The organism is Xanthomonas cannabis pv. cannabis, from assembly GCF_000802365.1.
GTDB classification, from domain to species: Bacteria; Pseudomonadota; Gammaproteobacteria; order Xanthomonadales; family Xanthomonadaceae; genus Xanthomonas; species Xanthomonas cannabis.
Genome location: NZ_JSZE01000215.1, coordinates 1 through 1,410, shown reverse-complemented (window position 1 = coordinate 1,410; position 1,410 = coordinate 1). Strand labels below are relative to the sequence as shown.

Annotated in this window: 1 protein-coding gene; it reads left to right on the top strand. The window is 70.1% G+C overall.

Annotation, left to right across the window (positions count from 1 at the left end; genetic code table 11):
• On the top strand, positions 1 to 1,410 hold a 1,410-nt coding region (locus OZ10_RS20135; RefSeq protein WP_039566883.1), incomplete at both ends, for a YadA family autotransporter adhesin.

Genomic DNA, 1,410 nt, shown 5'->3' with positions numbered 1-1,410 from the left:
GCGGCAATGGGCGCGGCGGTCCGGCCACGCGTCGCATCGTCAACGTCAGCGATGGCCAGACCGCCAGCGATGCGGTCAACAAGGGCCAGCTGGATGCATTGGCGGCCGATGTGCAAACCACCAGCGGCATGGTGAAGACCACTGGCGACGGCGTGGCCGTGGCAACCGGTGACCGCGCGACCGCCGCGGGTGCGGGCGCCACTGCCAGTGGTGCACGCAGTGTGGCCATCGCCTCCGGCAGCAGCGCGTCGGCCACCGGTGCCAGCGCGATGGGCGTGGACAGCAGCGCCAGCGGCGTGAACAGCACCGCGATGGGCCGTCAGACCAGTTCCATCGGCGAAAACGGCGTGGCACTGGGCTACAACTCCTTCGTGCGCGAGAGCGGCAGCAATGCCGTGGCATTGGGTGCCAACGCCGGCGCCAGCGGTGCCGATTCGGTGGCGTTGGGCTCGGGCTCGCGCACCTACGATGCCAACACGGTGTCGGTGGGTAGCGGCAATGGGCGCGGCGGTCCGGCCACGCGTCGCATCGTCAACGTGGGCGCCGGTGCGATTGCCGATGCCAGTACCGATGCCATCAACGGTGGCCAGCTGTTCCAGTCGTTGAGCAATGCGGCCAGCTTCCTTGGCGGCGGTGCGGCGATCGGCGCGCAGGGCGTGTTCGTCGCGCCGACCTACGTGATCCAGGGCGCCAGCTACAACAACGTGGGCGCGGCGTTGACTGCGCTGGACAGCAAGGTCACCGAACTGGATGCACGTGGTGGCAGCGCGGTTGCCGGCACCACGGCCGGCACCGCGTCGCTGCGGACCGCAACGGTGCCCGCGGTTGCCGCAACTGTCACGAGCGATGCGGCAGGCAACGTGAGCGCCTCCACGGCGACGAGCGGCGTGCAGGGCACGCCCACCGCCGCCGTGGTCGGCAGCATCACGCCGGCGGCAACGTCCACGGCAGTCGGCACTGCTGCAGTGGCCAACCACGTCACCGGTACCGCGATTGGCGGCAGCGCGTATGCGCATGGTCCCAATGACACCGCGATCGGCAGCAATGCACGCGTCAATGCCGATGGCAGCACGGCGGTGGGCGCCAATACGCAGATTGCCGCGGTGGCCACCAATGCGGTGGCGATGGGCGAGGGTGCGCAGGTCAGCGCGGCCTCCGGCACGGCGATCGGTCAGGGCGCGCGTGCCAGTGCGCAGGGCGCGGTTGCCCTGGGGCAGGGCTCGGTGGCCGATCGTGCCAACACGGTATCGGTGGGCAGCGTCGGCGGCGAGCGTCAGGTGGCCAACGTGGCGGCCGGTGTGCGCGCCACCGATGCGGTGAACAAGGGGCAGTTGGACAGCGGGGTTGCCGCAGCCAACAGCTACACCGACAGCCGCTACAGCGCGATGGCCGACAGCTTCGAAAGCTACC